Source organism: Kitasatospora sp. NPDC057198, from assembly GCF_042670125.1.
Classification (GTDB): domain Bacteria; phylum Actinomycetota; class Actinomycetes; order Streptomycetales; family Streptomycetaceae; genus Kitasatospora.
In genome coordinates this window covers 21,253-28,042 of the sequence record NZ_JBHUWH010000046.1, presented here as the reverse complement: position 1 = coordinate 28,042, position 6,790 = coordinate 21,253, and the positions used below count along the sequence as shown (strand labels likewise).

Genomic DNA, 6,790 nt, shown 5'->3' with positions numbered 1-6,790 from the left:
GCCCTCCGGGCCTTCCCCCTTGCGGGCGCGCGGAGTTGATCGACTCCGGTACGATGCGTGGCCGGGGTTTGTGGGGCTCAAGTGTCGGGAAATCGACAAAGAGCCGAAGCGATCTCGCCGCGCTTCGGCCCCGCTCCGCCAAAACGGACGGAGCAGGTGTACGCGGTGTGCGGGTGATGCGACGATGGACCACGAGGGGGACACGGCACGGCCACTGACGGGCCGTCCGGTCCGACGCGCCCCCTGGGGGCCACGCCTGGGGCCGAAGGCCCGGGGCGGATGCCGCGACACTCGGGGGGAGCGGGAGTCGGCATGAAGCTCATCGGCAACAACGGGACGGGAGAACGCCAGGCCGCCGGACCAAGCACGGACACCGAGACCGGCGCCCGGCCCACCGAGCAGGCCACCGGCGGCCTGCCCGCCCAGCGCACCACCGCGACCGGCCCCGTCGACGTCACCGGCTACGGCCCGGAGAGCCTCGTCCACCTGACCGCCGACCAGGTCGCGGCCGGCTCCGCCCGCGACCTCGCCCAGGTCCTCGACGGCGACGACGACGGCGACGACAGCTTCGAGACCGCCCTCGCCGCCCGCGAACAGGCCGCCCTCGAAGCCCGCCACCGCGGCTCCGCCGACGCCGGCGACCCGAACGCCGCCAGCCAGCTCGGCGCCCTCCTGCTGCGCCGCGGCGACCTGCGCGACGCAGAACCGTACCTGCGCTCCGCCGCCGCCGCCGGACTGCGCGCCGCCGCCAACAACCTCGGCGTCCTGCTCCACCAGCAGGGCCACCGCGCCGAGGCCGCCCAGTGGTGGCGGCAGGCCGCCGTGGCCGGCTCCGCCCCCGCCGCCCACGCCCTCGGCCTGCAACTGCGCGACCAGGGCGAGGAGGAGGCCGCCGAGTACTGGCTGCACTTCGCCGCCGAACAGGGCCACCCGCTCGGCGCCTACGCCCTCGGCGACCTGATGGAGCACCGCCGCGACGTCCGCGCCGAACGCTGGTTCAAGGCCGCCGCCGACTCCGGCCACCGCGAGGCCGCCTACCGGCTCGCCCGGATGCGCGAGGCCGCCGGCGACAAGGACACCGCCGAGACCTGGTACCGCACCGCCGCCGCCCGCAGCCACGCCCGCGCCGCCCTGCGCCTCGGCGTCCTGCTCGAAGCCCGCGGCGACCTCGACGAGGCCGCCCGCTGGTACCGGCAGTCCGCCCAGAACGGCGAGGCCCGCGCCGCCTGCGCCCTCGGCTTCCTGCTCCGCGACACCGGAGACCTCTCCGCCGCCGCCGAGTGGTGGCAGGAGGCCGCCGAAGCCGGCGACGGCACCGCCGCCAACGCCCTCGGCGCCCTGCACGCCGGCCGCGGCGAGAGCACCGTCGCCGAACGCTGGTACCGCGCCGCCCTCGACGCCGGCGACCACAACGGCGCCTTCAACCTCGGCCTGCTGTGCGCCGGAGCCGGCCGCGAGGCGCAGGCCGAGCAGTGGTACCGCCGCGCCGCCTACGCCGGGCACCGCGAAGCCTGCAACGCGCTCGCGATCGTCCTGCTCCAGCGCGGCGACGAGTCCGGTGCCGAACCCTGGTTCTCCAAGGCCGCCGAAGCCGGCTCCGTCGACGGCGCCTTCAACCTCGGCGTGCTGCACGCCGGCCGCGGCGAGACCGGGCAGGCCCAGGAGTGGTACGCCCGCGCCGCCGCCGAGGGCCACGGCGAGGCCGCCCTGCAACTCGCCGTCGCCCAGGAACAGCGCGGCAACCTCGCCGGAGCCCTGGACCGCTACCGGCAGGCCGCCGACGGCGGCTCCGCGGAGGGCGCCTTCCGGCTCGCCTCGCTGCTCGACCGCCGCGGCGACGCCGACGCCGAGGCCGAGCACTGGTACGCCACCGCCGCCGACGCCGGACACCGCCGCGCCCAGGTCCGGATGGGCGTGCGCGCCGCCGAACGCGGTGCCCTCCAGATCGCCGAGAGCTGGTACCGGCGCGCCGCCGAGGGCGGCAGCCGCAGCGCCGCCTTCAACCTCGGCCTGCTGCTGGCCCGCCAGGACAGCGAGGCCGAGGCCATGCTCTGGTACACCCGCGCCGCGGACGCCGGCCACGGCCGGGCGGCCCTCCGGCTCGCGCTGCTGGCGCTGCGGCGGGGGGAGGCCGTCCAGGCCGAGAACTGGTGCAGGCGCGCGGCGGAGTACGGCCCCGCGGAGGTCGCGGAGCGGGCGGGGCGGCTGCTGGGCGCGCTCAACGCGGAGCTCTCCGCGTAGCCGCGTAGCCGCGTAGTACTGCGCGGGCGCTTCCGCCTCGGCCCGGTGCGTCTCCCCGGGCCCCCGCCTCCGCCCCCTTACACGCTGAGCGAGCGCAGCGCCGCCTCGTGGAGGACGCCGTTGGTGGCGACCGCGTCCGCGCCGGTGGGGCCGTCGATGCCGTCGAGGCCGGTGAAGCGGCCGCCGGCCTCCTGGACGATGATGCAGGGGGCGGCCATGTCCCAGAGGGAGAGCTCGGGTTCGGCGGCGATGTCGACGGCGCCCTCGGCGACCATCATGTAGGACCAGAAGTCGCCGAAGGCGCGGGTGCGCCAGCAGATCCGGGTCAGGTCGAGGAAGGCGTCGAGGCGGGCGCGCTCCTCCCAGCCGCTGAGCGAGGAGAAGGAGAGCGAGGCGTCGGCGAGGCGGGAGACCTTGGAGACGTGGATGCGCTGGGACTTGGCGAGGCTGCGCCCGGCGAACGCGCCCAGGTCCTTCGCGGCCCACCAGCGGCGGCCGAGCGCCGGGGCGGAGACGATGCCGACCACCGGGACGTGCTCGCCGTCGGGCTGCTCCTCCAGCAGGGCGACCAGGGTGGCCCAGACCGGGACGCCGCGGACGTAGTTCTTGGTGCCGTCGATCGGGTCGATCACCCAGCGGCGCGGGCCGGAGCCCTGCAGCCCGTACTCCTCGCCGAGCACCGCGTCCCGCGGGCGGGCCCGCTGCAGGACGGAGCGGACGAGTTCCTCGGCGGCCTTGTCGGCGTCGCTGACCGGGGTCAGGTCCGGCTTCGTCTCGATCTTCAGGTCGAGCGCCTTGAAGCGCTCCATGGTGATCGAGTCGGCCGAGTCGGCGAGGACGTGGGCGAGTCGGAGGTCGTCGTGGTAGTCGGCCATGCACGGAACCCTAGCGGACTCAGTGTCCCGAGCCGCTGAGCTGCAGACCGATCACGCCGGCGATGACCAGGGAGATGGAGACCAGCTTGAGGGTGGAGGAGGACTCGCCGAGGAAGACCATTCCGTACACCGCGGTGCCGGCCGCGCCGATGCCCGTCCACACCGCGTAGGCGCTGCCGACCGGGAGGGACTTCAGGGAGAGGGTGAGCAGGCCGAAGGAGCCCAGCGCGAAGAGCGCGAAGCTGATGGTGGGCCAGAGCTTGGTGAAGCCGTGGCTGAGCTTCAGGTTGACCGCGAATCCCGTTTCCAGCAGACCGGCGAGGATCACCATGGCCCATGCCATCGGGTTGACTCCCTGTCAGGTAGGACGGTGTGACCTTCCTATCGTTACCCAGCGCAGCGGCCCCAGCGACTCGTGATCGCGCCGATTTCTCAGTCCCCCTCGGACGTCTCGCGGGTGGCCAGCAGCCGGCGCAGCGAGTACAGCCGGGCCGGATCGGCGTGCCCGTCGGCCACCCAGGCGTCCAGCGCGCAGTCCGGTTCGTCGTGCGAGCAGGCGCGCGGGCAGTCCGCGGTGCCCGGCTCCAGGTCGGGGAAGGCGAGGATGACCCGGGACGGGTCGATGTGGGACAGGCCGAAGGAGCGGAAGCCGGGAGTGTCGATCACCCAGCCCGGGTCCAGCGCCTTCTTCGAGCCCGGCTTCGCGCCCGGCGGCGGGGGCAGCCGCAGGGCCAGCGCGGAGACCGTGGTGTGCCGGCCCCGGCCGGTGACGGAGTTGACCCGGCCGGTGGTCCGCTGGTGCGCCGGGACGAGCGCGTTGACCAGGGTGGTCTTGCCGACGCCGGAGTGCCCGATGAACACCGTGGTGCGCCCGCGCAGGTGCTCCCGGACGGCCTCCGCCCCGGCCGTCTCCAGCTCGTCGGCCCGGGTCACCACGTAGCGGATGCCCAGCGGCGCGTACGACTCCAGCAGCTCGTCGGCGGAGGCCAGGTCGGACTTGGTGAGCACCAGCAGCGGCTCCATCCCGGCGTCGTACGCGGCCACCAGGCAGCGGTCGATCAGCCGGGGGCGCGGCTCGGGGTTGGCCAGCGCGGTGACGATGGCCATCTGCTGGGCGTTGGCGACCACGATCCGCTCGTACGGGTCGTCGTCGTCCGCGGTGCGGCGCAGCACCGAGCTGCGCTCCTCGACCCGGACGATCCGGGCCAGCGTGTCCGGCTCGCCGGACAGGTCGCCGACCACGCTGACGGTGTCGCCCACGACGACGCCCTTGCGGCCCAGCTCGCGGGACTTCATGGCGACGACCTGGCGCTCGTCCTTCGTGCCGCCGTCGACCAGGCAGGTCATCCGGCCCCGGTCCACGGTGAGGATCATCGCCTCGGCGGCGTCCTCGTGCTTGGGCCGGATCCGGGTGCGGGGGCGGGAGCCCCGGCGGCCCGGGCGGCTGCGGATGTCGTCCTCGTCGGCGTTCTTGTCGTAGCGGCGCATGCTGCTCTCCCCCCGTCAGCCCTGGCCGAGGAGGTCGGCCCACATCCGCGGGAAGTCCGGCAGGGTCTTGGCGGTGGTCGCCACGTCCTCCACCAGCACGCCGTCGACGACCAGGCCCAGGACGGCGCCGGCGGTGGCCAGCCGGTGGTCCTCGTAGGTGTGGAAGACGCCGCCGTGCAGCGGCCGGGGCCGGATCCGCAGCCCGTCCTCCGTCTCGCTGACGTCGCCGCCCAGGGCGTTGATCTCCTTCGCCAGCGCGGCCAGCCGGTCGGTCTCGTGCAGGCGCAGGTGCGCGATGCCGTACAGGTGCGACTCGGAGTCGGCCAGCGCCGCCACCGCGGCGATCACCGGGGTCAGCTCGCCGACGTCGTGCAGGTCCGCCTCGATGCCGTGGATCTTGCCGGTGCCGGTGAACCGCAGCCCCTCGTCGGTGCTCTGCCGGTTCACGAACTCGCAGGAGCCGCCCATCGCGGTGAAGATCTCGCGCAGCTGGTCGCCCGGCTGGTACGTGTGCTCCGGCCAGTCCCGGACGGTCACCCGGCCGCCGGTGGCCAGCGCCGCCGCGAAGAACGGGGCCGCGTTCGACAGGTCCGGCTCGACCACCAGGTCGCGGCCGATCAGCGCGCCCGGGGTGACCCGCCAGACGTCCTTCTCGCCGCCGTCCTCCGGCGCGTCGACCTGGCCGCCGGCCTTGCGGACCATGTCGACGGTCATCCGGATGTGCGGCAGCGAGGGCACCGGCCCGCCGGTGTTGCGGACCTCCACGCCGTGCTGGAAGCGCGCCCCGGACAGCAGCAGCGCCGAGACGAACTGCGAGGAGGACGAGGCGTCCAGCTCCACCGCGCCGCCGTCCAGCGCGCCGGTGCCGTGCACGGTCAGCGGGAAGCCGCCGCGGCCGCCGTCCTCGATCCGGGCGCCCAGCGCGCGCAGCGCGTCGATCACCCCGTGCTGCGGGCGTTCGTGGCTGCGCGGGTCGCCGTCGAAGTGCACCGGGCCGTCCGCCAGGGTGGCCAGCGGCGGCAGGAAGCGCATCACCGTCCCCGCGTTGCCCACGTCCACCCGGGCCGGGCCGAGCAGCCGCTCGGCCGGGATCACCCGCCACGCCTCGCCGCCGCCGGTGCCGCCGGACGCCGCGTTCACCGTCTCCTCGACCGTCACGCCCAGCGCCCGCAGGCCGTCCGCCATCAACTGCGAGTCGCGGCTGCGCAGCGGGCGGCGCACCCAGCCCGGACCGTCCGCGAGGGCGGCCAGCACCAGCGCGCGGTTGGTCGCGGACTTCGAGCCGGGGATGGTCACGGTCGCGTCCACGGCGGCGGTGGCGACGGGAGCGGGCCACAGGGAGTCGGTCATGGCGCCAGTCTATGAGGCGCGCCGCCGCTACCGGGGCAGCAGCCAGGCCGCCCCGAGCCCCAGGCAGGCCAGCGCCACCGCCAGGAACAGCACCACCCACAGCGCCCCCGGAACACCCGTCAGCCGCGCCAACTGGTCCGCGTCCGAGCCGGGCGCGCCGCCGCGCCGCCGCCGGGTCGCCCACAGCTCCAGCATCGGACGCACCCCCGCCAGCAGCAGGAACCACACCCCCAGGTAGGCGAACGCCCCCTGCCATTCGGCCGTCCCGTACCAGGACACCGCGACGAACGCCCCGCCGGTCACCAGCACCGCCACCACCCCGAACAGGTTGCGCAGCGTCAGCAGCATCGCCGCCAGCAGCGCGATCCCGATCCACAGCAGCGCGGTGGTCCGCCCCGCCGCCAGCAGCGCCGCCCCGCCCAGGCCCAGCAGCGACGGCGCCGGGTAGCCCGCCGCGGCGGTCAGCACCATGCCGGGGCCGGTCGGCTTCCCGGAGGAGACCGTCAGCCCCGAGGTGTCCGAGTGCAGCCGGATCCCCGACAGCCGCCGCCTGGTCAGCAGCGCGGTGAGCCCGTGCCCGCCCTCGTGCGCGATCGTCACCACGGTGCGGGTCCACAGCCACACCGGCCGCACCGCCACCGCCAGGAACGCCACCGCCGCCGTGCCCCACACCAGCCAGTGCGGAGGGTCCGGCCGCACGGCCGACACCCGGTCCCACAGTTGCGCGAAGTCCATCGCCGCCGACCTCCGATCACCGCCGCTTCCCCTGCCCGGGGCGGGCAGCCTCCCACGGAAGGACGGGCCGCCGGAAGCCACCGGTTCTCCCGGACGCCCCG

Annotated in this window: 6 protein-coding genes; 1 reads left to right on the top strand and 5 read right to left on the bottom strand. The window is 75.2% G+C overall.

Annotation, left to right across the window (positions count from 1 at the left end; all coding sequences use genetic code 11):
- Positions 1-312: 312 nt before the first annotated feature.
- The gene (locus ACFUEL_RS08385; RefSeq protein WP_380235259.1) at positions 313-2,241 is read left to right on the top strand and encodes a tetratricopeptide repeat protein; all 1,929 of its coding nucleotides are present in this window, start codon (positions 313-315) and stop codon (positions 2,239-2,241) included.
- 77 nt (positions 2,242-2,318) lie between these two features.
- Here ACFUEL_RS08385 and hisN read toward each other — a convergent pair whose 3' ends face one another.
- The 5 genes from hisN to ACFUEL_RS08360 all read right to left on the bottom strand — a co-directional run bounded on the left by hisN (position 2,319) and on the right by ACFUEL_RS08360 (position 6,689).
- The gene (gene hisN / locus ACFUEL_RS08380; RefSeq protein ID WP_380235258.1) at positions 2,319-3,116 is read right to left on the bottom strand and encodes a histidinol-phosphatase; all 798 of its coding nucleotides are present in this window, start codon (positions 3,114-3,116) and stop codon (positions 2,319-2,321) included.
- 19 nt (positions 3,117-3,135) lie between these two features.
- Positions 3,136-3,459 (bottom strand): DMT family transporter, encoded by a 324-nt coding sequence (locus tag ACFUEL_RS08375; protein ID WP_380235257.1) that lies wholly within the window; start codon positions 3,457-3,459, stop codon positions 3,136-3,138.
- Positions 3,460-3,548: 89 nt separating this feature from the next.
- Positions 3,549-4,604: a ribosome small subunit-dependent GTPase A gene (gene rsgA / locus ACFUEL_RS08370; RefSeq protein ID WP_380235256.1), complete on the bottom strand. Its 1,056-nt coding sequence runs from the start codon at positions 4,602-4,604 to the stop codon at positions 3,549-3,551.
- A gap of 15 nt (positions 4,605-4,619) precedes the next feature.
- The gene (gene aroA, locus ACFUEL_RS08365; protein ID WP_380235255.1) at positions 4,620-5,954 is read right to left on the bottom strand and encodes a 3-phosphoshikimate 1-carboxyvinyltransferase; all 1,335 of its coding nucleotides are present in this window, start codon (positions 5,952-5,954) and stop codon (positions 4,620-4,622) included.
- Between the two features lie 27 nt (positions 5,955-5,981).
- Positions 5,982-6,689 carry a M50 family metallopeptidase gene (locus ACFUEL_RS08360; RefSeq protein WP_380235254.1) on the bottom strand — a complete coding sequence of 236 codons (708 nt, stop codon included), beginning with the start codon at positions 6,687-6,689 and terminating at the stop codon, positions 5,982-5,984.
- Positions 6,690-6,790 lie beyond the last annotated feature (101 nt).

Excerpts from the sequence above, each read along its gene's own strand:
- ACFUEL_RS08385 (WP_380235259.1), top strand. The coding sequence starts at position 313 with ATGAAGCTCATCGGCAACAACGGGACGGGAGAACGCCAGGCCGCCGGA.
- hisN (WP_380235258.1), bottom strand. The coding sequence starts at position 3,116 with ATGGCCGACTACCACGACGACCTCCGACTCGCCCACGTCCTCGCCGAC.
- ACFUEL_RS08375 (WP_380235257.1), bottom strand. The coding sequence starts at position 3,459 with ATGGCATGGGCCATGGTGATCCTCGCCGGTCTGCTGGAAACGGGATTC.
- rsgA (WP_380235256.1), bottom strand. The coding sequence starts at position 4,604 with ATGCGCCGCTACGACAAGAACGCCGACGAGGACGACATCCGCAGCCGC.
- aroA (WP_380235255.1), bottom strand. The coding sequence starts at position 5,954 with ATGACCGACTCCCTGTGGCCCGCTCCCGTCGCCACCGCCGCCGTGGAC.
- ACFUEL_RS08360 (WP_380235254.1), bottom strand. The coding sequence starts at position 6,689 with ATGGACTTCGCGCAACTGTGGGACCGGGTGTCGGCCGTGCGGCCGGAC.